This window comes from Pseudomonas sp. JC1203 (assembly GCF_056175065.1).
On record NZ_JBWCAM010000013.1, the window covers coordinates 1 to 25492 of the forward strand.

General features: G+C 64.3%; 18 protein-coding genes. 8 read left to right on the plus strand and 10 right to left on the minus strand.

Features of this window, described 5'->3' with window-relative positions; all coding sequences use genetic code 11:
• Positions 1–80: 80 nt before the first annotated feature.
• The 6 genes from AC0SZ7_RS19270 to AC0SZ7_RS19295 form a co-directional block, all read right to left on the minus strand.
• Complete coding sequence (locus tag AC0SZ7_RS19270) at positions 81–1508, minus strand: efflux transporter outer membrane subunit (RefSeq protein ID WP_475505878.1); 1428 nt, start codon at positions 1506–1508, stop codon at positions 81–83.
• A gap of 17 nt (positions 1509–1525) precedes the next feature.
• Positions 1526–4633, minus strand: coding sequence for an efflux RND transporter permease subunit (locus AC0SZ7_RS19275; RefSeq protein WP_475505879.1), 3108 nt, complete (start codon positions 4631–4633; stop codon positions 1526–1528).
• On the minus strand, positions 4630–7827 hold the full coding sequence (locus AC0SZ7_RS19280) for an efflux RND transporter permease subunit (RefSeq protein ID WP_475505880.1): 3198 nt from the start codon (positions 7825–7827) through the stop codon (positions 4630–4632). The genes AC0SZ7_RS19275 and AC0SZ7_RS19280 overlap by 4 nt, the downstream gene beginning before the upstream one ends.
• Positions 7824–9083 carry an efflux RND transporter periplasmic adaptor subunit gene (locus AC0SZ7_RS19285; protein WP_475505881.1) on the minus strand — a complete coding sequence of 420 codons (1260 nt, stop codon included), beginning with the start codon at positions 9081–9083 and terminating at the stop codon, positions 7824–7826. The genes AC0SZ7_RS19280 and AC0SZ7_RS19285 overlap by 4 nt, the downstream gene beginning before the upstream one ends.
• A gap of 384 nt (positions 9084–9467) precedes the next feature.
• On the minus strand, positions 9468–10100 hold the full coding sequence (locus AC0SZ7_RS19290; RefSeq protein ID WP_475505882.1) for a TetR/AcrR family transcriptional regulator: 633 nt from the start codon (positions 10098–10100) through the stop codon (positions 9468–9470).
• Between the two features lie 61 nt (positions 10101–10161).
• A complete protein-coding gene (locus tag AC0SZ7_RS19295) occupies positions 10162–10767 on the minus strand; it encodes a LysE family translocator (protein WP_475505883.1) in 606 nt (201 codons plus the stop codon).
• A gap of 220 nt (positions 10768–10987) precedes the next feature.
• Between AC0SZ7_RS19295 and AC0SZ7_RS19300 the strand changes: the two genes are divergently transcribed.
• Positions 10988–12001, plus strand: a complete 1014-nt coding sequence (locus AC0SZ7_RS19300) for a LysR substrate-binding domain-containing protein (RefSeq protein ID WP_475505884.1) — start codon at positions 10988–10990, stop codon at positions 11999–12001.
• 5 nt (positions 12002–12006) lie between these two features.
• On the opposite strand, the gene AC0SZ7_RS19305 is transcribed toward AC0SZ7_RS19300, so the two are convergent.
• Both AC0SZ7_RS19305 and AC0SZ7_RS19310 read right to left on the minus strand, forming a co-directional pair.
• Positions 12007–13533 carry an aldehyde dehydrogenase (NADP(+)) gene (locus AC0SZ7_RS19305; protein ID WP_475505885.1) on the minus strand — a complete coding sequence of 509 codons (1527 nt, stop codon included), beginning with the start codon at positions 13531–13533 and terminating at the stop codon, positions 12007–12009.
• A 149-nt stretch (positions 13534–13682) separates the two neighbouring features.
• A complete protein-coding gene (locus tag AC0SZ7_RS19310) occupies positions 13683–14639 on the minus strand; it encodes a LysR substrate-binding domain-containing protein (RefSeq protein ID WP_475505886.1) in 957 nt (318 codons plus the stop codon).
• A 132-nt stretch (positions 14640–14771) separates the two neighbouring features.
• Between AC0SZ7_RS19310 and AC0SZ7_RS19315 the strand changes: the two genes are divergently transcribed.
• From AC0SZ7_RS19315 to AC0SZ7_RS19345, 7 genes are all read left to right on the plus strand, one after another.
• Positions 14772–15731, plus strand: a complete 960-nt coding sequence (locus tag AC0SZ7_RS19315; RefSeq protein WP_475505887.1) for an ABC transporter substrate-binding protein — start codon at positions 14772–14774, stop codon at positions 15729–15731.
• 17 nt (positions 15732–15748) lie between these two features.
• The gene (locus tag AC0SZ7_RS19320; protein WP_475505888.1) at positions 15749–16774 is read left to right on the plus strand and encodes an amidohydrolase family protein; all 1026 of its coding nucleotides are present in this window, start codon (positions 15749–15751) and stop codon (positions 16772–16774) included.
• Between the two features lie 14 nt (positions 16775–16788).
• Positions 16789–17634, plus strand: a complete 846-nt coding sequence (locus AC0SZ7_RS19325) for an amidohydrolase family protein (protein ID WP_475505889.1) — start codon at positions 16789–16791, stop codon at positions 17632–17634.
• 30 nt (positions 17635–17664) lie between these two features.
• Positions 17665–18522, plus strand: coding sequence for an HpcH/HpaI aldolase family protein (locus AC0SZ7_RS19330; protein ID WP_475505890.1), 858 nt, complete (start codon positions 17665–17667; stop codon positions 18520–18522).
• 3 nt (positions 18523–18525) lie between these two features.
• Entirely contained in the window at positions 18526–20076 is a 1551-nt protein-coding gene (locus AC0SZ7_RS19335; RefSeq protein ID WP_475505891.1) for an acetolactate synthase large subunit, read from the plus strand.
• A 28-nt stretch (positions 20077–20104) separates the two neighbouring features.
• Complete coding sequence (locus AC0SZ7_RS19340) at positions 20105–20983, plus strand: substrate-binding domain-containing protein (protein WP_475505892.1); 879 nt, start codon at positions 20105–20107, stop codon at positions 20981–20983.
• A 152-nt stretch (positions 20984–21135) separates the two neighbouring features.
• A complete protein-coding gene (locus AC0SZ7_RS19345) occupies positions 21136–22683 on the plus strand; it encodes a phosphoenolpyruvate carboxykinase (RefSeq protein WP_475505893.1) in 1548 nt (515 codons plus the stop codon).
• Here the strand turns inward: AC0SZ7_RS19345 and AC0SZ7_RS19350 are convergent.
• Entirely contained in the window at positions 22637–23812 is a 1176-nt protein-coding gene (locus AC0SZ7_RS19350) for a lactonase family protein (protein WP_475505894.1), read from the minus strand. The genes AC0SZ7_RS19345 and AC0SZ7_RS19350 overlap by 47 nt on opposite strands.
• A 68-nt stretch (positions 23813–23880) precedes the next feature.
• Positions 23881–25188: an MFS transporter gene (locus AC0SZ7_RS19355; protein WP_475505895.1), complete on the minus strand. Its 1308-nt coding sequence runs from the start codon at positions 25186–25188 to the stop codon at positions 23881–23883.
• Between the last annotated feature and the right edge of the window lie 304 nt (positions 25189–25492).

The window sequence follows — 25492 nt, forward strand, 5'->3', positions numbered from 1 at the left end:
CCTGCGGTAACCGTGGACGCAGCCTGCGGCAGCTGCTACGGGATTGCTTTTGTAGCAGCGGCCGCAGGCCGCGTCACGGGCTACGGGTTCCACGACCCACCCAACGCCGCCTGCAGCTGCACGCTGGTCACCAGCTGCGTCGCCACCAGGCTCAACAGCGTCTGCCGCTCGCTCAGGCTGGTGGCCTGGGTGGTGGCCACGTCCAGGTAGTCGATCACCCCCGCCTCATACTGGTCGCGGCTCACCGACGCCGACTCTTCCGCCGACTGCGCCGAGGCGCGGCGTGCCACCAGTTCCGGTTCCAGGGTACGCAGCTCCACCAGGTAGTCCTCCACCTCGCCCAGACCGGTCAGCACTGTCTGCCGGTAAGTCGCCACCTTGGCGTCGTAGGCAAACTTCGCCTGCTCCACCGCAGCCTTGGTGGCGCCGAAGTCGAGGAGAGTACCGGTCAGGCTCGGGCCAATGGACCAGAAGCGGTTAGGCACCGAGAACAGGTTGCTGATGGTCGAACTCTGGTAGCCACCGCTGGCGCTCAGGGTCAGGTCCGGGTAGTAGGCGGCGGTCGCCACACCCACTGCAGCGTTGGCCGCAGCCATATCGCGTTCGGCTGCGGCGATGTCCGGGCGGCGCTCCAACAGGCGGCTGGGCACACCCATCGGCACGTTGGGCACGTGGTACTGCCAGCCCGAATCCACCGCCAGGGCGAAGTCGGCCGGCGCCTTGCCGATCAGCAACGCAATGGCGTGCTCGTACTGGGCGCGCTGCCACTGCAGGTCAAGCATCGACGCCTGGGCGCTTTGCAGTTGGGTCTTGCCGGTGGCCAGGTCGGCGCGCGAGGAGATCTGCTCGTCGTACTTGTTCTGGATCACCTGCAAATAGCGCTGGTAGCCCTTGATGGTCTCGCCGTACAGGGCGATGCGCTGGTCGAGGATGCGCAGCTGAAAGTAGTCCTGGGCCAGGGTCGACTGGGCGCTGAGGGTGGCGTTGGCCAGGTCCGCGGCGCTGGCCTGGGCGCTGGCGCGGTCCTCTTCGACGGTGCGGCGCAGCTTGCCCCAGATGTCCGCTTCCCAGCTCAGGCTGAGGCTGGCGCTGTGTTCCTTGCTGACCCCGCCGGCGCTGCTGGTGCTGCTGCTCGACGACGAGCCGCTGCCGGTCTCGCTGCGGGTGCTGGACGCCGTGCCGCTGAGGGTGGGGAACAGGTCGGCGCGCGACTCGCGCACCAGCGCCAGGGCCTGGCGGTACTGGGCGGCGTAAAGCGCCACGTTCTGGTTATTGACCTGTACCTGGGCCACCAGCGCATTCAGCTGCGGGTCCTGGTACAGCTCCCACCACGGGCCCTTGGGCAGTTCGTCCTGGGGGCTCGCCGCTTTCCAGCCCTGGGCCTCCTTGAAGGTGGTGGAAATGGGCGCGGTGGGCTTCTTGTAGTCCGGGCCGACCATGCAGCCGCCCAGCAGGGTGCTGGCCAGCAGCACGGCAACGCAGAGACGGGAAGGCAGTGGAGCGTTCATTCATTAACCCTTGTCAGTCAGCCGGGCACGTGGGTGCGGCGGATACGCGTGTGCCAGAAGTGCCGGGTGGCGCGGCTGGCACGGTCGAGGTAGAGGTACACCACCGGGGTGGTGAACAGCGTCAGCAATTGGCTCAGCGCCAGCCCGCCGGCAATGGCCACGCCCAGTGGCTTGCGCAGGTCGGCGTCGCCGCCGCTGCCCAGGGCCAGTGGCAACGCGCCGAAGAAGGCCGCCAGGGTGGTCATCATGATCGGCCGGAAACGCATGCGGCAGGCTTCGATGATCGCCTGTTCGGGCGGCAACTTGCGCTCGCGCTCGGCCACCAGGGCGAAGTCGATCATCATGATGGCGTTTTTCTTGACGATGCCGATCAGCAGCAGGATGCCGATCAGCGCGATCACCGTCAGCTGCATGTTCACCGCCTTCAGCAGCAACAGCGCCCCTACCCCCGCCGACGGCAACGTCGACAGAATGGTCATCGGGTGGATGTAGCTTTCGTACAACACGCCCAGCACGATGTACACCGCCAGCAAGGCCGCCGCGATCAGCCATGGCATGCTCGCCGCCAGCGCCGCGTAGGCCTGGGCGGTGCCGGCAAAACCGGACTGGATATCGCGGGGCAGGCCGACCTTGTCGACGGCGGCGTTGATGGCCGCGGTGGCCTGTTCCAGCGACACGCCGTCCTGCAGGTTGAAGGCAATGGTGCTGGTGGCCGACTGGCCCTGGTGCGCCACCGCCAGCGGCGCGTTGTCGGGGCTGAAGCTGGCGAACGCGGTCAGCGGCACCTGCTGGTTGTCACTGTTGATCACGTACATGCGCTCAAGCATGGTCGAGTCGCTGGTGTACACCGGGTCCAGGCCCATCACCACGTGGTACTGGTTGAGGGTCTTGTATAGGGTGGCCACCTGGCGCTGGCTGTACGAGTTGTTCAGCAGGTTGTCGATGTCACTGACGCTGACGCCCAGGCGGCTGGCCGCCGCACGGTCGATGTGCAGCTTGAGCTCCTGGCCGCCGGTCTGGCTGTCGGAGTCGATGCCGGTCAGCTGGGGCAAGGCGCGCAACGCCGCCTCCACCTTGGGCTCCCACACCCGCAGCAGGTCGAGGTCGTCGGCCTGCAGGCTGAACTGGTAGGTGGCGTTGGCGCTGCGGCCACCTACGCGGATGTCCTCGGCAGGCATCAGGAACAGCTGGATGCCAGCGACCTTGTTGTTGGCCTTGGTCAACCGGTTGGCGATGGCCGCGGCGCTGCTGGTGCGCTGTTTGTAGTCCTTGAGGCGGATGAAGAAGTCACCGGTGTTGCGCGAGCCGGCGCGGCCGCTGCCGGTGGACGACATCACCGCCTCCACGTCGGGGTCGGCCGCCAGGTCATGGGCAATCTGCATCAGGTGCGGCTTGAGCGCCTGGAACGAGATGTTCTGGTCGGCGCGCACGGCGCCCATCAGCACCCCGGTGTCCTGGGCCGGGAAGAAGCCCTTCTGCACCGTGGCGTACAGGTACACGTTGAGGCCCACGGTCAGCAGCAGGCTGAACATGGTCAGCAGGCGGTGGCGCATCACCCAGGCCAGGGCCGCGATGTAGGCGCCCTGCAGGCGAGCCAGCGCACCTTCGATCCACTGGTAGATGCGCGGCTCCCTGGCGTCGTGCGGCGGCTGGCGCAGCAGCATCACGCACAGCACCGGGGTCAGGCTCAGCGACACCAGCATCGACAGGCCCAGGGCAACGCTGAGGGTAACGGCAAACTCGCGGAACAGCCGGCCGACGATGCTGCCCATCAGCAGAATGGGAATGAACACGGCAATCAACGACAGGGTCATGGACAGCACCGTGAAGCCCACCTCGCGGGTGCCCATCAGCGCCGCCCGCAGTGGGCGCATGCCCATCTCCTGGTAGCGGGCGATGTTTTCCAGCACCACGATGGCGTCGTCCACCACGAAACCGGTGCAGATGATCAGCGCCATCAGCGACAGGTTGTCGAGGCTGTAGCCCAGCAGGTACATGATCGAACAGGTGCCGATCAGCGACACCGGCAGCACTACCGCCGGAATCAGCGTGGCGCGCAGGTTGCGCAGGAACACGAAGACCACGGCGATCACCAGCAAGGTAGCGATCAACAGGGTTTCCTCAGTGTCGTGCAGCGAGGCGCTGACCGTGGGGCCACGGTCGATCACCGGGATCAACTGCACGTCACCGGGAATTTCCCGTTGCAGCTCGGGCAGCAGCGCCTTGATGCTGTCGATGGTCTGCAGCATGTTGGCGCCCGCCTGGCGGGTCACGCCCAGGGTCACCGACGGCTGGCCGTTGTAGTAACCGCCGACGAAGACGTCTTCCACCGAGTCATAGACGTTGGCCACGTCGCTCAGGCGCACGGCCGTGCCGTTCTGGTAGGTGATCACCAGTTGCTGGTAATCCACCGCCTTCTCTATCTGGTCGTTGCCGTCGATCACCCAGCTTTGGCCGTCGCCCTGGAGGATGCCCTTGGGCTTGGCCTTGGTGGCGTTGTCGATGGCTTCGCGCACCGTTTCCAGGGAAATGCCGGCGTTGGCCAGCAGGTTGGGCTGGATGTCGATACGCACCGCCGGCAATGCGCCGCCGCGCACCGACACCTCGCCCACGCCGTTCACCTGGGCGATTTTCTGCTGCAGCTTGCTGTAGGCCAGGTCGTAGAGCTCGCCGGGGCTGCGGGTGGACGACGTCAGCGCCAGCATCAGCACCGGCGCCTCCGAGGGGTTCGCCTTGCGGTAGGTGGGCAGCGACGGCATGGAGCTGGGCAGCAGGCTGCGCGAGGCGTTGATGGCGGCCTGCACGTCGCGGGCCGCGCCGTTGATGTCGCGGTCCAGCTCGAACTGCAGAATCAGCGTGGTCGAGCCCTGGCTGCTGGTGGACGTCATCTCGGTGATGCCGGCGATCTGCCCCAGGCTGCGCTCCAGCGGCGTGGCCACCGTGGCGGCCATGGTCTCGGGGCTGGCGCCGGCCAGCGAGGCGCTGACCATGATGGTGGGGAAGTCCACCTGCGGCAGCGGCGCCACCGGCAGCAGCTTGTAGCCCAGGATGCCGGCCAGGGTGATGCTCAGGCTCAGCAGCAAGGTGGCTACCGGTTTGCGGATGAACAGCCGCGACAGGTTCATGCCTGCGCCCTGCCACGGTTGATGCGGGCCTTGGCGCGTTCGCTGAGGCGGTCAAACATCAGGTAGATCACCGGCGTGGTGAACAGCGTCAGCACCTGGCTCAGCAGCAGGCCGCCGACAATCACCAGGCCCAGCGGCCGGCGCAGCTCGGCGCCGGCACCGGTGGCCAGCATCAGCGGCAAGGCGCCGAACAGCGCCGCCAGGGTGGTCATCAGGATGGGCCGCAAGCGCAGCAGCGCCGCCCGGTGAATGGCGTCGCGCGCGTTCAGGCGCTGGTGCTGGCGGCCCTCCAGGGCGAAGTCGATCATCATGATGGCGTTCTTCTTGACGATACCGATCAGCAAAATCACCCCGATCAGGGCGATCAGGCTGAACTCGGTGCCGGTCAGCAGCAGCGCCAGCAAGGCGCCGATGGCCGCCGAGGGCAGCGTCGAGAGAATGGTCACCGGGTGGATGAAGCTCTCGTAAAGCATGCCCAGCACGATGTACATGGTGACCAGCGCCGCCAGGATCAGCCACAGCGTATTGCCGGTGGCGGTCTGGAACGCGTCGGCGGCCCCCTGGTAACGCAGGGTGATGCTGCTGGGCGCGTTGAGTTCGGTCATCACTTCACTGATGGCCTGCTGCGCCTGCTCCAGCGAATAACCGTCGGCCAGGTTGAACGACAGGGTCACGGCCGGGAACTGGTCCAGGCGGCTCAACGACAGCGAGCCGGTGCGCTGGCCGACCTTGGCGATATCGGTCAGGCGCACCATCTGCGCGGCAGTCGTGGTGGTGGACGAACTGGTGGTCGAGGCACTGCTGCCGGTGGTGGTACCGGTGGTCGTGGTGGTGGTGCTGCTGTTGCTGCCGGTGGTGCTGGTAGTGGCAGCGGCCAGGTAGATGTTGTCGAACGCCGCCAGGTTCTGCTGGAACTTGCCGGGCACCTGCAGCACCACACGGTACTGGTTGGACTGGGTGAAGATGGTCGAGATCAAGCGCTGGCCGAAGGCGTTGTACAGCGCCGTGTCGACGTCGGAGGCGGTGATGCCGTAGCGCATGGCGGCGGCACGGTCCAGTTCCACGTAGGCCACCAGGCCCTGGTCCTGCAGGTTGTCGATGACGTCGCGCATTTCCTTGCGGTGCTGCAGCTTCTCCATCAGCTTGGGGATCAGCGCCGAGAGGTTGGCGCTTTCCGAGTCATCCAGGGTGAACTGGTACTGGCTGGGGGTCAGCTGGTCGTCGACGGTGAGGTCCTGGGACGACACCAGGTTCAACTGCAGGCCGGCCACGCTTTTCGCCGACTGCTCCAGGCGGGTGATGACCTGGGTGGCGGTGTCGTCACGGTCTTCGAAAGGCTTGAGTTCAATTTGCAGGCGGCCGTTGTTCAGCGAGCCGTTGTTGCCGTCGACGCCGATGGTGGACGACACCGATTCCACCGCCGGGTCCTGGCGCACCACCTCGACCATGGCCTGTTGCCGCTTGGCCATCTCGCCGAACGATACGTCCTGCGAGGCGCGGGTGAAGCCCTGGATCAGGCCGGTGTCCTGGGTGGGGAAGAAGCCCTTGGGCACCACCAGGTAGAGGAAACCGGTGAGAGCCACGGTGCCCACTGCCACCAGCAGCGTCAGGCGCTGGTGGTCCAGCACCCACACCAGGCCGCGGTCGTAGGCACTCAGCACTTTGTGGTACTGGCGGTCGCCCCATTTCGCGAAGCGGCTCTGGCCACCTTCGGGCACGTGACGCAGCAGGTGCGCGCACAGCATGGGCGTGAGGGTCAGGGAAATGACCATCGACACCAGGATCGCCACCGCCAGGGTAATGGCGAATTCGCGGAACAGGCGCCCTACCACGTCGCCCATGAACAGCAGCGGGATCAGCACGGCGATCAGCGAGAAGGTCAGCGAGATAATCGTGAAGCCGATTTCCTGCGAGCCTTTCAGGGCCGCGGCCATGGGTTCCTCGCCCTCCTCCAGGTGCCGGGAGATGTTCTCCACCACCACGATGGCGTCGTCGATGACGAAGCCGGTGGCGATGGTCAGGGCCATGAGCGTCAGGTTGTTCACGCTGAAGCCGGCCAGGTACATCACGCCGAAGGTGCCGATCAGCGACAGCGGCACGGCCAGGCTGGGGATCAGGGTGGCGGTGAAGTTGCCGAGGAAGGCGAAGGTCACCAGCACCACCAGGCCGATGGACAGCAGCAGCTCGATCTGCACGTCCTTGATGGAGGCGCGGATGGTCTGGGTGCGGTCACTGATGACGGTAAGCTTGACCGAGTCAGGCAGCGCCGACTGCAAGGTGGGCAGCTTCTGCTTGATGCTGTCCACCACCTCGATGACGTTGGCGCCGGGCTGGCGCTGTACGTTGATGACAATGGCCGGCTGGCCGTTGGCGCTGGCGGCCAGGTACTGGTCCTGGGGCGCCTCGGCGGTGGTGGCGACGTCTTTCAGGCGCAGGGCCGCGCCGTTTTCGTAGGCCAGCATCAGCTCGCCGTATTCCACGGCGTCACGCAGCTGGTCGTTGGCGTCGATGGTGATGGAATGCGAAGGGCCGTCGAAACCGCCCTTGGAGCCGTTGACGTTGGCGGCGTTGACCTTGTCGTACACGTCTTCCAGGGTGAGGCCGTGGGCCGCCAGGCTGGTGGGGTTGACCTCGATCTTCACTGCTGGCTGCTGGCCGCCCGCCAGGCTGACCATGCCCACGCCGGAAATTTGCGAGAGCTTGAGCGCCACGCGGGTGTTGATCAAGTCCTGCACACGGGTCAGCGGCAGGCTGTCCGAGGTGGCGGACAGGGTCAGCACCGCGGTGTCCGCCGGGTTGACCTTTTTATAGGTCGGCGGGTTCGGCAGGTCGCTGGGCAGCAGGCTGTCGGCGGCGTTGATGGCGGCCTGCACTTCCTGCTCGGCCACGTCCAGGGACAGGTCCAGCGAGAACTTCAGGGTAATCACCGAAGCGCCGGCAGAGCTGGTGGAATACATTTGCGACAGGCCCGACATCTGCCCCAGCTGGCGTTCCAGCGGCGCGGTGACCGCCGAGGCCAGCACGTTGGAGCTGGCACCGGGGTACAGGGTGCTGACCTGGATGGTGGGGTAATCCACCTCCGGCAAGGCCGAGGTGGACAGCAGCCGATAGGCGAAGATGCCCGCCAGCATCACCGCCAGCATCAGCAGCACGGTGGCGACCGGCCGCTGGATAAACAGTCTGGACGGGTTCATTGGGCTTTGGCGCCCTTGCTCGCTGGCGTGGCGGCCGGCTGGCTGCTGGCGCCGTCGGTGGCGGCCGGTTTCTCTACTTGCACGGTGCTGCCGTCACGCAGGTGGTCGATGCCACGGGTGATTACCTGCTCGCCCTTGGCCACGCCGTCAGTAATGACCGTCTGCTCGCCAAATGCCGGGCCGACCTTGATGGTGCGGCGCTGGGCCTTGCCATCCTTGACCGCGTACAGGAACTCACCATCGCTGCTCAGCTGCACGGCAGCGGACGGCACCACCACGGCGTTGTGCAGGGTGTCGGTGGTCAGCTTCACGTTGACGAACTGGTTGGGGTAGAGCTTCTCGTCCGGGTTGTCGAACAGCGCCTTGAGCTTGATGCTGCCGGTGCCGGTGTCGATCTCGTTGCTGATGAATTTCAGCGTGCCGTTGGCCAGCGGCATGCTGCCCAGCTGGTCCAGGGCCTGCACCTGCAGGACTTCACCCTTGCGCACCTTGGGCAGCAGGGTCGCCAGCTGGGCCTGGGGAATGCTGAAGGTCACGGCGATGGGGTTGGTCTGGGTCACCGTTACAATGCCGGTGGTGCTGCTGGACGCGACGATGTTGCCCGGGTCCACCAGCCGCAGGCCGACGTAGCCGTCGATGGGCGAGACGATTTTGGCGTAGATCAGGTTGAGCTTGGCGGCGTCGATCTGCGCCAGGTCAGCTTTCACCGCCCCCTGGTACTGGCCGACCGTGGCCACCTGGGTGTCCAGGTCCTGCTTGGCGATGGAGTCCTTGGCGAACAGGCGCTGGTAGCGCTCGGCGGTCAGCTGCGCGCTCTTTAGCAGCGCCTGGTTCTGCGCCAGGTCGCCCTGGTACTGGTCCAGGGTGGCCTGGTAGGCACGCGGGTCGATCTGCGCCAGCAGCTGGCCTTTCTTCACGAACTGGCCTTCGGTGAAGTACACCGCCATCAGCTCGCCGTCGACACGGCTGGTGACCGTCACCGAATAGTTGGGGATCACCGTGCCCAGCGCCTGCTGGATCACCGGCACGTCGGCAGTGCCGGCGGTGCCGACCGCGACGCTGACCGTGGCATTGGCGTCCACGCCCGGCCCGCCGTGCCGGCCACCAGGGCCTGCGGCGCGCGCAGCCCCGGCTTCAGGGGTTTCGCTGGACGACGGTGTGTGCCGAACGTAGATAAAGGCCGCACCAATGGCTGCGGCTATCAGGAGCACAAGCACAAGGCGCTTGCGAGAGCGGGCTGCCGGGATCTGGGTCATTGAAAGCTTCTGCGTGGGCAATGGACAAGGGGACAAACGGGCGTCAGGTCTGCTTTGGGCAAATCACTTGGCAGCATAGCCAGTAAATGTGCAGGGAATGTGCAGACACCGCCTGCAGGGCGGGCAGCAGGGTAAGAGCAGTGAGGGGCCGGTAAGTTCATTGAGGCATTTGACCCTGCCCTGCCCCCCATGCCAACCCTGACCGGCGGGCTTTGCCATTTATTTACAAAATGTTGACGAAGAGCCCACGGCCCGCATCGCGACGTTCAGCGGGTTGCACCCTGGACGCCGCCTGCGGCCGCTACATACTGTGGGAGCTGGCTTGCCAGCGCGCTGTTGGGGCCATAAAAGCTCGCTGGCACGCCAGCTCCCACAAGATCGCGATCACACGCGGATCGAGGCTTCCAGGTGCGCCAGGTATGCGTCAAACCGCGCCACCAGATCCAACTGCTCCGGGAACCGCAGCCATTGCAGCTGCAGGCCATCCATCATCGCCAGGCACTCCTGCACCACCCCGGGCAGGTAGACGTCGGCGCGCACCTCGCCCAGTGCCACCAGTTCTTCCAACTGCTCCACCATGCGCGCATGGATGATGCTGTAGCGCCCCTGGAACCAGGCCCAGGCCGGGTGGCCTTCCACCAGGCTCTCGGCGTTGAGCATGCTGAAGGCGCGGATCACCCCAGGCGCCGTGGCGTTGGAGCGGTTGATGGCACTGAGGCTGCCCAACAGCCCGGTCAGCGTCGGCTCGCCGCGCACCTCGTCGGCGATTTTCTGGCTGACCGCATCGCGGCGGTCGAGCACGCCCATCAGCAGCGCGGTCTTGTTGGGAAAGTGGTGCAGCACACCGGCCACGGAAATACCGACGATTTCGGCAATGCGCGCGATCGAGGCGCCGCCGTAGCCTTCCAGCGAGAACATCTGCAGGGCCGCATCCAGCAGCTCTTCGCGGCGCTTCTCGCCCTTGGGCGCGCGGCGCTGGCGCGGCGCAGGTTTGGCAGGTGGGGAATCAGCAGTCATGAACAGCGTCTTTTATTATCCAGGCCCCACCCTAACGTGATCGGCCTGGCCAGGGCAAATCTCAGCCCTTGAGCAGCGGGTACAACGACAGCACCAACATCGCCGCCATGCCCCAGTTGAACAGGCGCAACCAGCGCGGCTGGCTGAGCACCGTGCGCAGGGCGCTGCCGCAACTGACCCACAACGCCACGCTGGGCAGGTTGATAAGCGCGAACAGCGAGGCAATCACGAACACGTTCACCAGGTAACCCTGGGCCGGCGCGTAGGTGGTGATGGCGCCGATAGCCATGATCCAGGCCTTGGGGTTCACCCACTGGAACGCCGCGGCGCCGAGGAAGCTCATGGGTTTGCGCGTGTCTTCGGCCGCTTGCGACGGTGGGCCGGAACGGGCGATTTTCCAGGCCAGGTACAACAGGTAGCTGGCACCCGCCCAGCGCAGCACCGTGTACGCCCACGGCAGCACCTTGAACACCTCCCCCAGGCCCAGGCCAACGGCAATCACCATCACCATGAACCCCAGGCTCACCCCCAGCGCGTGGGGCATGGAGCGGCGGAAACCGAAGTTCACCCCCGAGGCCAACAGCATGGTGTTGTTGGGGCCTGGGGTGATGGACGACACCAGCGCGAACAGGGCAAAGGCGTAGAGCAGGTCGAGGGAGGACAGCATGGAAAGAACTCCGAGGGGCAGGCTGGGAACAGTACGGCATCACCCTGCAGGGAAGCAGATACAGCTAGGGGAAATTGGACCAGTACAATTTCAAAAAACCTAAACAAGCACCGTTACAGATTGCCGTGTGATGGCTCTCCTTAACCATTCACTCAAACCCGATGATGTTTTTCTCAATGGACGCCTGCCCACCCCTACCCCCACCTTGAGCGAAGCTAAAATGGCCAAGGTACCCAATGTGAAGCATCTCGACTGGTATTTGCAGATCAACCTCAAGGCGCGACATTTGCGCCTGCTCGTGGCCATCGACACCTACCGCAATCTCACGCAAGTGGCCGAGGTCACGCATGTAACCGTGCCTGCCGTGTCAAAATCACTGGCGGAACTGGAGCGTGGGCTCGGCCTGGCGTTGTTTTCCCGCACCACTCGGGGCTTGATGCCCACGCCCTACGGTGACTGCCTCATTCGCCATGCGCGCTCACTGCTGGGGATCCTGCACCAGGCCCGCGACGAATTGAAGGCCCTGAGCTCAGGAGCCGAAGGCAAGGTGCGCATCGGCATGCTGCCCGCTTCCGCGTCGGTGCTGGTGCCGCAGGCGTTGAGTTTGCTCAAGCAGCAATCGCCGGGCACCAATGTGACGGTGATCGAAGGCACCACCGAATCGCTGCTGCCCGAGCTGTGGCAGGGCCGCCTCGACCTGGTAGTGGGCCGCTTGCCGCCCCCGGATACGCTTGGCAGCTTCGAGGAACAGGAATTGCTCGAGGAACCGGTGGTGCTGATGACAGGGCGTCACCACCCGCTTGCCCGCAGGAAGACCCTGGAATGGTCGGACCTTTGCGCCTACCCCTGGATCTTGCCGCCACCGGGCTCGATCCTGCGCGACCCGCTGGAGCGGGCGCTCGAAGCGAATGACGTGCCACTGAGCAACAACTATATCGAGACGCTGTCGATTCACGTTGTCCGCGCACACCTTCAAGTGTCGGACTTCATTGCGGTCATGGCCGAATCATTGGCCAATGATGCGGTACAACCTTTCCATAAGCTGCCATTGAGCCTGCCCAGGCTGCTGCGCCCGACCGGCGTGCTGTGGAACCGCAACCGTGGCCTCACACCCAGTGCCGAGCTCATGGTTGCGTGCCTGCAAGGGGCCGCCGAGCAGCTCCTCACAGGCCTTGCCCCCACGCCCTCCCCGCCCAGGGCCAGGCGCACCCGGCCATCAACGGATGCGCGCTGACAGGGTCACTGCAGATCCATCGGCAAAACGCTGTCCGGAATGTTCTGGTAGCAGACGGGGCGCAACCAGCGGCGAATGGACAGCGTGCCGACCGACGTGGCGCCAAAGTTGGTGGACGCCGGGTAAGGACCGCCATGGACCATCGCATCGCACACTTCCACGCCAGTGGGGAAGCCATTGACCAGCACACGCCCGGCCTTGCGTTCAAGGATCGGCAGCAGGTCCTTGGCTATCGCGCAATCGGCCTCATCCATGTGCAGGGTGGCCGTCAGTTGGCCGGTGAGGGACCTGGCGACTTCGCGCATTTCCTCAAGGTTTTCCGCGGTAACGATCATGCCCAGCGGGCCGAAAACCTCTTCGGCGAGCAGGTGGTTGCCCAGCCATTCCCGCGCAGTCACGCAGAACAGGTCTGGCGTGGCGTCACGCTGGTCGCAGGCCGACGCCAGCAGCGAGCGCACACTGGCTTGTGCGGCAATGCGGTCGCGCCCGCCGCGGTAGGCCGCCGCGATGCCGTCGGTGAGCATGGCCTGCGGCGGGGTCTGGGTCAGGGCCGCTCGGGCAGCGTCGGCAAAGTCGACGCCGTCGGCCCCCTGCACCACCACGGCGATGCCAGGGTTGGTGCAGAACTGCCCCGCGCCCATGGTCAGCGAAGCCGCCCACCCTGCCCCTATTTCCCCACTGCGCGCAGCCAGCGCGGCCGGCAGTAAAAACATCGGGTTGACCGACCCCAGCTCGCCGAAGAACGGGATCGGATCGGGGCGCGCCATGCACAGGTCGAACAGCGCACGGCCACCGCCAAGCGAGCCGGTGAAGCCCACGGCACGGATCAACGGGTGCTGCACCAGCGCTTCGCCGACGTCACGCCGCCCACCCTGGACGAGCGAGAACACGCCTGGATGGATGCCACAACGAGTTATCGCGGCGACCACTGCTTGCGCGACGATTTCGCTGGTGCCAGGGTGCGCCGAATGCCCCTTGACCACGACGGGGCAACCCGCAGCCAGCGCTGAAGCGGTGTCGCCCCCGGCCACCGAAAACGCCAGCGGGAAGTTCGAGGCGCCGAAGACCGCGACCGGGCCAATCGGCCGTTGCATCAGGCGCAACCTGGGGCTTGCGGCGGATTGCGGGTGGGTCAGGTCGGTGTCGTTGCGGCGGTCAAGGTAGCCCCCTTGGCGGATATGAGCCGCGAACAGCCGCAGCTGCATCACGGCGCGCCCGCGCTCGCCGATCAGCCGGGCCACCGGCAAGCCGGTTTCCTGGCTGCCGATCTCGGTAATCAGGTCGGCACGCGCCTCGATTTCATCGGCAATAGCCTCCAGGAACACCGCACGCTCTTCGCGAGTGCTGTAGCCGTAGGCGCAGAAAGCCTCTTCGGCAGCACGGCAGGCCTGGTCTACCAGCGCCGGCGTACCTACCGAGAAGGAGTGCGCGGGGCCGTGGGCCGGGGCAGAACTGAACTGCGCTGGCGTTGCAATCTGCGCCCCCGCGATGAAGTGTTGCCCGTGGGGGACGAAAGAAGACACGACGCTCATGGGGCATCCTTTTCAGGTAGGTAAGGGAGCTGGAACGCGCCGAACAGGCGCACCGCGATAGTGTCGGCGCGCCACTTCAGGGTCCATTGAGAAAAGCCACCCCTGGCTTGAGCGAATGGTTAACCCATGGCCGATCCAGCACAGCGCTGCTACGCGGGTGAAAGGTGGCCCAGGCGCGCCGACTGATGCCGGGCCGCCTCTTCCAGGCACTGGATCATCAGCTCGGCACTGGGTGACAGGTCACGGTTGCGGTTCCACAACACGCCCACCGGCCGCACCAGCCGGGGCATTCTCAATGGCAGCACATGCAGGGGCTGCACGGGGTCACTGGCGATCGATACTGCCATGATGGCAATGGAATCAGAGACACGCAGGTGCGCCCGCACAACGTGAATCGACAGCGTCTCGATGTAGTTGCTGCTCAGCGGTACGTCATTGGCTTCCAGCACCCGCTCCAGCGGGTCGCGCAGCAGCGAGCCGGGCGGCGGCAATATCCACGGGTAAGGGCTCAGGTCCGACCATTCCACGGTCTTCTTGCGGGCCAGCGGATGATGCAGGCCGGTCATGAGTACCACCGGCTCTTCCAGCAATTCCTTCTCTTCAAAGCTGCCGAGCGTGCCCGGGGGCGGCATCCGGCCGACCACCAGGTCGAGGCGGCCCTGCCAGAGCTCGGGCAGCAGCGACTCAGTCGTACCCTCGATGATCGTCACATTGGTACTGGACGAGCGTTGCTTGAGGAACTCCAGTGCCTGGGGCAGCAGCACCGAGGCCGAGGCCGGCAGCATGCCGATGCGGATCTTGCCCTCTGCCCCCGAACTCAAGGCCTTGAGCTGGTCGCGGGCGTCATGCAGCACCGTCAACATGGACCGCGCGTGGCGAATCAGGCAGTCGCCATAGGGGGTGGGCATCAAGCCCTGCGCGGTGCGTGAAAACAACGCCAGCCCCAGCCCCCGCTCAAGCTCGGTCAACGACTTAGACACCGCCGGCACGGTCACGTGGGTGACCTCGGCCACCTGGGTCAGGTTGCGGTACGTGTCGATGGCCACCAGCAGGCGCAAATGCCGCGCCTTCAGGTTGACCTGCAGGTACCAGTCGAACTCTGCCATGCGGTGCTCCTCAGTGACTTTACCATTTCGTTAAGCCTAACCCATTTTTACTCAATCGACCGGCACGCCACTCGCGAGCACCATAGGTCCACACGTAGCCGTTTGACAAAAATCACCACTCGGGAAAGATCAATGTCAGTTCACCTAAAGATTGCTATCGCAGACCATCCACACACCGCCGCGCTGCGCAGCGGCGCCATCAAGATCGAAGGCGTGGACGCCGAATTCATCACGGTGAAGCCGCAGATCGCCGCTTTCCGCCGCATGGTCCGCGATGTCGAATTCGATGTCTGTGAAATCGCCCCCACCACCTACATTATCGCTCGCGCCTATGGTGCCCCCTTCGTCGCCCTGCCGATTTTCGTCGTGCGGCGCTTCCACCATTCAGGCCTGCTGGTGCGCCCGGATGCCGGTATCAAGGTACCGAAGGATCTTGAAGGCAAGAAGGTCGGCGTGCGTGCCTACTCGGTGACCACGGGCGTGTGGACCCGCCAGGTGCTGATGGACGAGTTCGGGCTGGATTCGAGCAAGGTCACCTGGGTGGTCGACGACGAAGAGCACGTGACGCAGCTCAAGCTGCCCGCCAACGTCATCCACGCCACCCGCCCACTGGCCGAGATGATGGCTGACGGCGAACTGGCTGCAGGGTTCGGCGGCGCCGCCGGTATCGGCCGCACAGGCAACCCCACCGACGGCTGGAAGGAAGTGGCGGCCGACTACCCCGACCTCTTCCTCAATGCGGCTGAAATCGAAGCCGAATACTACGCACGCACCGGCGTCTACCCCATGCACGGCACCATCGTCGTCAAGGACGCGATTCTTGCCGAGCACCCGTGGGTGGCCAAGGCCATTTACAACGCCTTCGAGCAAGCCAAGCAGGACTACCTGGCCCGCCTGGATAGCGGCGATGCCACCAGCGAGACCGATAAAAAGTATCTCGAACTGCGCCAGGTAGTCGGCCACGACCCGCTGCCCTACGGCATCGAAGCCAACCGCAAGACCATCGAGGCATTGGAGGCCACCGCCTTCGAGCAGGGCCTGACGCCGCGGCGCATGGCCATGGCCGAGCTGTTCGTTGATCCCCAGGCCTGAATATTCCGGAGCAGATGATGATTATTGATTGCCACGGTCATTTCACCACCGTACCCGCTTCGTTCCGCGAATGGCGCGCCAAGCAAATCGAGTTCGCCGACGACCCGCTCAGCGCGCCGCCCCTGGCTAGCGCGCATGTCACCGATGAACAGATCCGCGAGGGTGTCGGCAACGGCCAGTTGCGCCTGCAGCAAGAACGCGGCGGCGACCTCACCCTGTTCTCGCCGATCGCCGGGCTGATGAGCCACCACTTGGGCAACGAGCGCACCAGCCTGGAATGGGCCGAAGTTTCCAACGACCTCGTGCGCCGTGTCTGCGACCTCTACCCCGACAACTTCGTGCCGGTGTGCCAGCTGCCACAGTCGCCGCTGGCGCCGCCGAAGAACTCCATCGCCGAGCTGCGGCGCTGTGTGGAGGAGATGGGCTTCGTGGGCTGCAACCTGAACCCTGACCCCAGCGGCGGCTACTGGACCGGCACGCCGATCACCGACCGCGAGTGGTACCCGCTTTACGAGGCAATGTGCGACCTGGACGTACCGGCCATGGTCCACGTCGCCGCCTCGTGCAACCCCTGCCACCACGGCACGGGTGCGCACTACCTGAATGCCGACACCTCGGTGTTCATGCAACTGCTGCAAAGCGACCTGTTCAAGGACTTCCCCACCCTGCGCCTGGTCATCCCCCATGGCGGCGGCGCCGTGCCCTACCACTGGGGTCGCTACCGCGGCATGTCGCTGGAGATGGCCAAGCGCCCGCTCGAAGGCCTGCTGGATAACGTTTTCTTCGACACCTGCGTCTACCACCACCCAGGCGTCGAGTTGCTGACCAAGGTCGTGCCCACCAGCAATGTGCTGTTCGGCTCGGAAATGGTCGGCGCCGTACGCGGCCGGGACCCGGACACCGATCACTACTTCGACGACACCAAGCGCTACCTGGATGCCTGCACCGCGCTGACCGATGCCGACCGCCACGCCATCTTTGAAGGCAACGTGCGCCGCGTCTACCCGCGTCTCGACAAGCATCTGAAGGCCAAAGGCAAATAAGGCAGGGGCAGAGCATGAACATTATCGACATCCACCCGCACATCATCTCGGACGACGAGAAGCGCTACCCGCCCGCACCGCTGTTCGGCAAGCGTTCGGACTGGTCGCAAGAGCGCCCGAACACCGTCGAGGCACTGGTGCAGGCCATGGACCAAGCCGGCGTCGCCAAGGCCGCCATCGTCCACTCCTCGACCACCTACGGCTTCGACAACAGCTACGTCGTCGACGGCTGCAACCAGTACAAGGATCGGCTCGCCGCCGTTGGCTCGGTGGACATGCTGGCCGACGACGTGCCCGCCGCGATCAAGGCCTGGGTCGACAAGGGCCTCGCCGGCCTGCGCATTTTCACCGGTGGCTCGACCAAGGACTTCGACCCCAGCGAGCTGGATAACCCCAAGTCGTTCAAGGCCTGGGAAATGCTCGCCGAGCTGAACCTGCCGATGTGCATCCAGACCGGCCCCACCGGCTTGCCTTACGTGCGCATGCTGGCCGAGAAATTCCCCGGGGTGAACATCATCCTCGACCACCTCGGCCGCCCCGACGTGCTCGACGGCCCGCCCTACGCCAACGCCGCCAGCCTGTTCGCGCTGGCCGACCTGCCCAACATCTACCTGAAGCTGACGCCGCGCATCTTCGGCGACGTGGAAAAGGACCAGGCCAGTGCCGAGACCTTCTTCCCCCTGGTCGTCAAGGCGTTCGGTGCACAGCGCATGGCCTGGGGCTCCAACTTCCCCACCTCGCCCGGCACCCTCGAAGAAATTTTGGCGACGGCCCGCAAGGGCCTGGCCTGCCTCACCGACGAAGACCGCCACTGGATCTTCGGCAAGACCGCGCAAGCGCTGTACCCGGCATTGCGCTGAGTCCGCCCCCCCTTTCATGAGGAAGTGAACATGAGCAATACACGTCTCAACAGCATTATCCGCGCCTTCGAATCCGGCAACCCGGCCTACATGGCCTTTGCCAAGCTGGACAAGCAGACCGCCATAGAAATGAGCGATTCCCCGTACGACGGCATCGTCTACGAGATGGAACACAACCCGTACGATGTCAGCGCCCTGGGCGACTCATTGCAATACATGCTGAGCCGCAAGCAGATCGCCGAATCGGGCTCGGTGGCGCCACGGGTGACGCCGATCGCGCGCATCCCGGCCAACGGCATCGAGATGAACCAGACCTTCGCCAAGCAGGTGCTGGACCGCGGCTGCTATGGCGTGATCTGGCCGCACGTGGCCACCGTCGAGCAGGCCTACAACGCTGTGGCCTCCTGCCGTTATGCCCGCCCCAAAGGCGCCGCGCTGTACGAGCCCAAGGGCGTACGCGGCGACGGCCCGGCCAACGCCGCGCGCTATTGGGGCCTCAACATGGCCGAGTACTACGACAAGGCCGACGTCTGGCCCCTGGCGCCACGGGGTGAAATCCTGGTGGGCCTGATGTGCGAAAGCACCCAGGCCATCGACAACCTGGATGACATTCTCGCCAACGTACCCGGTATCGGTTTCATCCTGATCGGCGAAGGCGACCTCAGCCAGGAACTGGGCTTCCCACGCCAGTACGAGCACCCGGAAGTGCAGGACGCCATGCGCCGCATCGTCGAGACCTGCCGCAAGCACGACGTCATCGTCGGCAACCCGCATGTGACGGCCAACAACCATCGGCGCCTGCTGGACGAGGGCTACCGCGTGCTGCTGTCGGCGCCCAAACGCTCCTACGGCGTGGTTGGCCAGGCGCGCGAACTGGCGGGGTACTGATAGATGAACGGCGCAGAAAGTCTCGTCGCGACCCTGGTCGACCAGGACGTGGACATATGCTTTGCCAACCCGGGCACCTCGGAGATGCATTTCCTTGCAGCGCTGGGGGGCAACCCGCGGATGCGCAGCGTGCTGTGCCTGTTCGAAGGTGTCGCCACCGGCGCTGCCGATGGCTGGTACCGCATGAAAGACACGCCCGCCTCCACACTCCTGCACCTGGGGCCTGGCCTGGCCAACGGCCTGGCGAACATCCACAACGCCAAGCGCGCCTCGTCGGGCATGGTCAATATCATCGGCGAGCATTCCGCGTCTCATCTCAAGTACGACCCGCCGTTGACCTCCGACATTGAAGGCCTGGCGCGCCCGCTGAGCCACTGGGTACACCGCGTGGGGTCGGCCGACTCCATCGCCTGGGACACCGCCCAGGCGGTGGCCAAGGCCAGCGAGCATCCCGGGCAGATCGCCACCTTGATCCTGCCTGGCGACGCTTCGTGGCAGCAGGCCAGCGCCGCCCCCGTGCTACCGCCGCCCGTGGCAGCCCGGCGCAAGGCACCGAGCGCCGAGCGCGTCGAGCACGTCGCGCGCGTGCTGCGCTCGGGTGAACCGACGCTGATCATCCTCGCCAACAAGGCAACACGTGGCGGCGCGCTGGAGAAGGCCGGGCGTGTAGCCGCGGCCACCGGGGCGCAATTGGGCTCGCAGTTCTTCACCGCGCGTATCGAGCGCGGCGCGGGTTTCGTGCCCATCTCGCGCATTCCCTACGCCGTGCCCCAGGCGATGGCCTTCCTCAGGGACTTCAAGCACATCATCACGGTCGAGACGCGCGAGCCCGTGGCGTTCTTCGCCTACCCGGACAAGCCAAGCCTGCTCAAGGCCGAGGGCACCATGGTGCATGAACTCGTCGAAGCCGACGAGGACAGCGAACTGGCCTTCGACATGTTGCTGCAGGCGCTGGGGGCCAGCAGTGTGGCCGCGATTCTGCAGCCACGTATCCAGACTGCGGTGCCCAGCGGCGCACTCAACCCCACCAGCATTGCCCACGCACTGGCAGCGGCCATGCCCGAGCATTGCATCCTGGTGGACGAGTCGCTGACCACTGGCCGCGAGTCCATCGGGCTGACCATCGGCGCGCAGCCGCACGACCTCATCAACAACATGGGCGGCTCCATCGGCTACGCCACCCCCGTGGCCACCGGCGCGGCATTGGCCTGCCCGGACCGCCGGGTGTTCTGCATGGTCGGCGATGGCAGCGCCATGTACACCATCCAGTCGCTGTGGACCCAGGCGCGCGAAAACCTCAACGTCACCACGATCATCTTCGCCAACAACAGCTACGCCATCCTCAAGGCCGAGTACGCCAACATGGGTGCCGGCACGCCCGGGGAACGCGCGCTATCGATGATCGACATCGACCGCCCCAGCATCGATTGGCAGGCCATGGCGAAAAGCATGGGTGTACCCAGCGTCGCCGTGGACACCGCCGAGGGTTTCTATAAGGCCATGGCCAATTCCGCCCGCGAGCCCGGCCCCTGCCTGATCGAAGTCAAACTCTGAACCCGTCGCACATTCGAAGGAGCTTCCCATGGCGCTGACCCTGCGCACCAACCTGGCTGATTATCCGGTCACCAAGGCGATGAAGGATGGACGGGTGACGTCCGACCTCGTCACGCTCGACTATTGCGGCCCTACCCCTGCACACAACGGCTTCAAGGCCATGGTGCGCGAGAACCAGTTCGATGCCGGTGAACTGGCCATCGTCACCTTCCTGCAGGCCAAGGCCTACGGCAAACCCTACGTCCTGCTGCCTGCGCCGATTTCGGGGCGCTTCCAGCACCACTGTGCCGGCTTCAACCTTGAACTGGGGCACCTTGACCCTAAGGACATCGAAGGCAAGCGCGTGGGCGTGCGCACCTATTCGCAGACTACCGCGCTATGGATACGCGGCGTGTTGCGCCATGAGTACGGCGTCAACCTCGACAAGGTCACCTGGATGACGCTCGGCGACGGCCACCTGGCTGAATACCGTGACCCGGCAAACTGCGTGCGCCTGCCGGCAGGCTCCAATATCCCGCAGATGATGCTCGATGGCGAACTCGACGCGGCGCTGCTCGGCGAAGACATGCCCAAGGATCCGCGGGTACGCACCTTGGTACCCGATGCGCATAACGCCGCCAAGGCCTGGTACGAACGCGAAGGTTTCGTGCCCATCAACCATATGTTCGCCATTCACCAGGACATCTCCAGGCAACACCCCGAAGTGGTGAAGGAAATCTACCGCATGATCGCCGAGAGCCGCGCGCTCACAGAAGGCGGTGTGCCCGCAGTGTTCCCGCCACTGGGGCTTGAAGCCAACCGCAAGGGGCTGAAGACCGCGATCGACTGGGCATTCGACCAGAAGATCATTCCGCGCGCCATGTCGGTTGACGAACTGTTCGACGACGTGACCGGCAACCTGGGCTAAACGCCGCCCAGCGAACCCCCCATCGCTAGACCCCAGCGTAGTGCCGGATGGCTGCGCCCCCTAACGCCTTGGTCAAGGGCACGCGGGGGCGCAGTCATCGGCATGCCTTTTGTTCAGCACCCCAGCCTGGCGCCATGCCAAGGGAAGCAGAAATGACCGTAGTAACTGACCGTGCTGTACACCTCAATCCAAGCCGCGCCTGGCTGGTTGAAAAAGCGATTGAGCGTGGTGAGGGCCAACTGGCCGACTCCGGCGCCCTGGTCGTGACCACGGGCGAGCGCACCGGGCGTTCGCCGCAGGACCGTTTCATCGTCGAGGAACCGGGCACCCGCGATGCAATCGACTGGGGCAAGGTCAACCGCCCTTTCGATGCAGACAGGTTTGATGCCCTGTGGGCGCGAGTCCAGGACTACCTGGCCGGTTGCGAGCAGTTTGTCTCGACGGTTCATGTAGGCGCCGATCAGGACCATTACCTGCCCGTGATCATGACCACGCAGACGGCCTGGCAGCAGCTCTTTGGGCAAAACCTGTTCATTCGCCCGCAGGCCTACAACCCCAAGGGCAAGGACGAGTGGCAGATCCTCAACGTCGCAGGCTTCCACTGCGTTCCCGAGCGCGACGGCACCCGGAGCGAAGGCTGCGTGATCCTCAACTTTGCCCAGCGCAAAGTGCTGATCGCCGGCATGCAGTACGCCGGCGAAATGAAGAAGGCCATGTTCTCGGTGCAGAACTTCCTGCTGCCGCACAATGAAGTGCTGCCGATGCATTGCTCTGCCAACGTGGGTGACGATGGCAGCACCACCCTGTTCTTCGGGTTGTCCGGCACCGGCAAGACCACGCTGTCCGCAGACCCGGAACGCTACCTGATTGGTGACGACGAGCACGGCTGGGGCGAAGGCGTGGTGTTCAACCTGGAAGGTGGGTGCTACGCGAAAACCATCAACCTGAGCCAGAAGAACGAACCGATCATCTGGGAGGCGATACGTTTTGGCGCCCTGGTCGAGAACGTCGTACTGAGTGAAACCCGCACCGCCGATTACGCCGATACCCGCCTGACCGAGAACGGCCGGTGCGCCTATCCGCTGGAGCACGTGGAAAAACGTACCAGGGACAACCTGGCGGGCGAACCGCAGGCGATCATTTTCCTGACCTGCGACCTGTCCGGCGTGCTGCCGCCTGTATCCATGCTGAGCAAGGACGCAGCGGCGTACCACTACCTGTCGGGCTATACGGCGCTGGTAGGGTCTACCGAAATGGGTTCAGGCGGCGGTATCAAGGCGACGTTCTCCACCTGTTTTGGCGCAGCGTTTCTGCCCCGCCCAGCGCGTGAATACGCCGACCTGCTGATTAAGCGCATTGAAGCGTTCGGCTCGCAGGTGTACCTGGTCAACACGGGCTGGACCGGCGGCCCCTACGGCACTGGCGAGCGCTTCAGCATCCCGACGACGCGCCAAATCATCGCCGCCATTCAAAGTGGTGCCCTCGCAGACGTCGAGACTGAGCACCTGCCGGGCCTGAACCTGGCGGTGCCCAAGGCGGTTCCAGGTGTCGAGACCCGGCTGCTGAACCCGCGCAACACCTGGGCGGACAAGCAGGCCTACGACGCCACCGCCAGGCAGCTGGCGGGGCAGTTCATCGACAATTTCACCCAGTTCAGCGGGGTTGATCAGCGTATCGTTGCGGCGGGACCAAGCCGGTAAAGTGGGCAAACACCGGTTCCGGGATGCTCGCCTCGAAACCGCTCGGGGTGAGCTTGCCGGTTTGATCATCGATTCTGAAGGAGGTCACGTTGTTGGATTTCTGGTTGACCACGACCAACCAATGACCGGCAGGGCCGATAGACAATTCCCAGGGGTATTTACCGCCCGAGCTGATCCGTTGAATAGGCTCAAGGCATGAGCCTTGGTCGATGCGGTAAACCACCAGCGTATCCGTGCTGCGGTCGGCGACATAGAGGAATTTGTCGTTGCGACCAATCTGCATCGACGATGCGCTTTTCGGCCCGGTGAAGCCTTCCGGGAAGGTATCGACCGAGGCGCCGTAACTGATGGTTTTCGTTCCTGGCTCCCAGGTCAGGCAACGCACCTGTGCCGAAAGCTCGGAAAGCAGGAACCCGTGCCTGCCATCCTGTTGAAACTCGATCCCTCGCGGTCCGGTGCCCGGTGCCATTTGAACAAACGGCGTGGCGCCTTGGGTCAACTGATGACCCTTGCCGTTCAACTGGTAGATAAAAACCCTGTCAGCGCCAAGGTCAGGCACCAGCAGGTCGTGGGTTTTGTTCACTAACGTGATGCTGTGCGCATGTGCCTGTGTTTGCCGGGGGGATGGCCCGCTGCCAAAGTCCGCAAGTACCGAGCTGGCCGGCTGAACTTTACCGTCGGCTGCAAGCGGTAAAACCGCCACCTGGCCGCCCCCGTAATTGGCCACGACAAGGCTGTTGTGAAATTTATCGTAGACCATATTGGTCGGGCCACTTCCGCCCGACCCGGCGCGGTTGAGTTCAGTCAATGCACCGGACTGTCGGTCCATACTGAAGGCGACAACCTGGCCATTGGACTCGCCATTGTTTCCAACTTCGCTGACGCTGTATAAATACTGACTGCCAGGGTCTTGAACAAACCAGGTGGGGCGAACCACTTTTGCCGCTTTTTGCACATTTGAAAAGCTGCCGTCTTCAAGATTGAAGACAGCGTTGTAAATGTAATCGCCGTGGGTTCCAAAGTACACCCATGCTGCACGACTGCTTACAGGACCGGCAGCAGCCAAAGAACCACAGAGCGCAAAGCCAAACAATCCGAGCATTGTATTTTTCAGCACATCCATCGCCATGACCTTAGTCCCCTACTCGTCATTATTGTTATAACTCGAAGCACATCAGCTATCGGCCGTATCGGTAACTACGCCTGGCCACTGTTCAAGGTTGGGCTGTTGATGAGTAAGGTGGCTTCTTCGGGCCCATTGACCTTCGGTGCCCACGCGCGCCTCATCAGAACAATCGTGCTGATGACGCCCAGGAATAGAAAAACGAATATCGCCAACATTGGCAGCGTGTAACTGTGACCGATATGCAAAAGCCAGCCCGACAGGCTGGCGGAGACGCCGCCCGCCAGGCTCGTCGCAACTTGTTGAAGCCCGGTGTTCAAGCCGGTGGCCTGCTTGGGGATCAGCGTCAGCTTCACCAGGGCCAGGTTATTCGTGGTGACCAACCCAACCAGCGTCAGGGAAAGCACGTTCCAGAACAGGGCCATCGGTACGGTCGACGCGTAAGCGCCGAACAACACTGTCATGCCACCGGCGAAGCCGGCCACCATGAAGGATTTGCGCACCCTGACCGCGTCGTGCCCGCGCAGAATCAATCGGTCTGCCGCCCACCCGCTCAGCCCGGCGCCCACCGCCACGCCACAAAAGCTCAGTGCCGTATAAAGGCCCGCCTGGTTTAACGACAAGCCACGTTGTTCGACCAGGTAGGCAGGCATCCATGTCATGCAGAAGAAAACAAAATAGGCGTAACAGAAGTTCGTGATCAGCCCGCCCCACACCACCGGGCTCACCAGCAGGTTGCGCAGCGGCACCGTTGCCGCGTATTGCTTTCTTTCTGCCAACTGGGCGCGGTCCGGGAAGTCGTTCCGAACCATCAACAGCCAGGGCACCAGCCACACCAGCCCGGCCAGCCCCGTGACGATGAACATGACGTTCCAGGAGGTGGCGGCGATAAGCCAGGCCGCCAGGGGCGCGCCCATTGCCGGCCCCATCTTGCCGCCAATTGCATAGATGGCCAGCGCAGAGCCCTTCCGGGTTTCCTCGAAGCTGTTGGCTATGTATCGATAGGTCGCGGGCACCACCACTGCTTCGGCTGCACCGATGATGACGCGCACCACCAGCAGCGCGCCGAGTGAAGCCACCAGGCCGGTGGCCGCCGCTGCCAGGCACCAGAGAAAAAAGCAGACTGCGTACGGCCACTTGACCCCATAGCGGTCCACCAGCCAGCCCATGGGGAGTTGTAAAATGCCGTACGCCCAGAAGACCGATGAACCTAACCAGCCCCTCTCGACCTGCGTCAGCGTAAATTCCTTGATGAATTGAGGGTCTGCTATGGCGGCCGACATGCTGGATCGGTCGGTCCACGCGATCATCAATCCGAATGCGAGCAGGACGACTACGCCCCAACGGTTTTCGAGGCGTCTCCCTTTCTGGATAATTTCCACTGTTTCCTCTCGGACCTGTTTTTTTATTGTTGTCAGTCAAGACTTCCGTCGCATCCTCGAATTTCACTGCCTGGCTGCTGGGACGTTCGTTGAGGATCATCAACCGGGCCCGGTTCGCGGTCCAGTGAGTTTTGCGGCACTTGAGTTAACCAAATGGTAGACACGGCAAGCGTCCACTTTTCGGCGCGTCGCAGGGCGCCTGACGCCATCCAAACCATTGGTGAGAGAGGGTTTACTTTCTGCGCAAGGCTGTGATTTGCTAATTGGCATGCACCGGGTCAACACGTTGGCCTGTGCCAAGGAG

What these genes read in the sequence shown, in the direction of transcription:
- AC0SZ7_RS19305 (WP_475505885.1), bottom strand. Translation starts at nt 13,533, where the DNA reads ATGAGCGTCGTGTCTTCTTTCGTCCCCCACGGGCAACACTTCATCGCG.
- AC0SZ7_RS19280 (WP_475505880.1), bottom strand. Translation starts at nt 7,827, where the DNA reads ATGAACCCGTCCAGACTGTTTATCCAGCGGCCGGTCGCCACCGTGCTG.
- AC0SZ7_RS19290 (WP_475505882.1), bottom strand. Translation starts at nt 10,100, where the DNA reads ATGACTGCTGATTCCCCACCTGCCAAACCTGCGCCGCGCCAGCGCCGC.
- AC0SZ7_RS19310 (WP_475505886.1), bottom strand. Translation starts at nt 14,639, where the DNA reads ATGGCAGAGTTCGACTGGTACCTGCAGGTCAACCTGAAGGCGCGGCAT.
- AC0SZ7_RS19295 (WP_475505883.1), bottom strand. Translation starts at nt 10,767, where the DNA reads ATGCTGTCCTCCCTCGACCTGCTCTACGCCTTTGCCCTGTTCGCGCTG.
- AC0SZ7_RS19300 (WP_475505884.1), top strand. Translation starts at nt 10,988, where the DNA reads ATGGCCAAGGTACCCAATGTGAAGCATCTCGACTGGTATTTGCAGATC.
- AC0SZ7_RS19340 (WP_475505892.1), top strand. Translation starts at nt 20,105, where the DNA reads ATGGCGCTGACCCTGCGCACCAACCTGGCTGATTATCCGGTCACCAAG.
- AC0SZ7_RS19330 (WP_475505890.1), top strand. Translation starts at nt 17,665, where the DNA reads ATGAGCAATACACGTCTCAACAGCATTATCCGCGCCTTCGAATCCGGC.
- AC0SZ7_RS19350 (WP_475505894.1), bottom strand. Translation starts at nt 23,812, where the DNA reads ATGGCGATGGATGTGCTGAAAAATACAATGCTCGGATTGTTTGGCTTT.
- AC0SZ7_RS19325 (WP_475505889.1), top strand. Translation starts at nt 16,789, where the DNA reads ATGAACATTATCGACATCCACCCGCACATCATCTCGGACGACGAGAAG.
- AC0SZ7_RS19320 (WP_475505888.1), top strand. Translation starts at nt 15,749, where the DNA reads ATGATTATTGATTGCCACGGTCATTTCACCACCGTACCCGCTTCGTTC.
- AC0SZ7_RS19285 (WP_475505881.1), bottom strand. Translation starts at nt 9,083, where the DNA reads ATGACCCAGATCCCGGCAGCCCGCTCTCGCAAGCGCCTTGTGCTTGTG.
- AC0SZ7_RS19270 (WP_475505878.1), bottom strand. Translation starts at nt 1,508, where the DNA reads ATGAACGCTCCACTGCCTTCCCGTCTCTGCGTTGCCGTGCTGCTGGCC.
- AC0SZ7_RS19335 (WP_475505891.1), top strand. Translation starts at nt 18,526, where the DNA reads ATGAACGGCGCAGAAAGTCTCGTCGCGACCCTGGTCGACCAGGACGTG.
- AC0SZ7_RS19315 (WP_475505887.1), top strand. Translation starts at nt 14,772, where the DNA reads ATGTCAGTTCACCTAAAGATTGCTATCGCAGACCATCCACACACCGCC.
- AC0SZ7_RS19345 (WP_475505893.1), top strand. Translation starts at nt 21,136, where the DNA reads ATGACCGTAGTAACTGACCGTGCTGTACACCTCAATCCAAGCCGCGCC.
- AC0SZ7_RS19275 (WP_475505879.1), bottom strand. Translation starts at nt 4,633, where the DNA reads ATGAACCTGTCGCGGCTGTTCATCCGCAAACCGGTAGCCACCTTGCTG.